The organism is Porphyromonas sp. HMSC065F10 (genome assembly GCF_001808555.1).
Taxonomy (GTDB): domain Bacteria; phylum Bacteroidota; class Bacteroidia; order Bacteroidales; family Porphyromonadaceae; genus Porphyromonas_A.
In genome coordinates this window covers 489-772 of record NZ_KV793802.1, presented here as the reverse complement: position 1 = coordinate 772, position 284 = coordinate 489, and positions in this window count along the sequence as shown.

Here is a 284-nt window from a genome sequence, read left to right as displayed (position 1 = left end):
ATCCTTGTTTTAATGGAATATGGTCTGCGAGGAATTTCCCGACAAACCTGAAGTGCAACAAGGTTGAGTGTCTTAATCCTTGTTTTAATGGAATATGGTCTGCGAGCAACGCTGGCGCAAGACTACTCAAGACACTTCTTCTTTGAGTCTTAATCCTTGTTTTAATGGAATATGGTCTGCGAGGGTCAAATCTGTGAAGATCTGTATATGAGCCCTTTACGACCAAAAAAGACCGCAGAAACCGAAAAACTCGAGGGAAAACATGTACCTCTGAGTGCAAATAT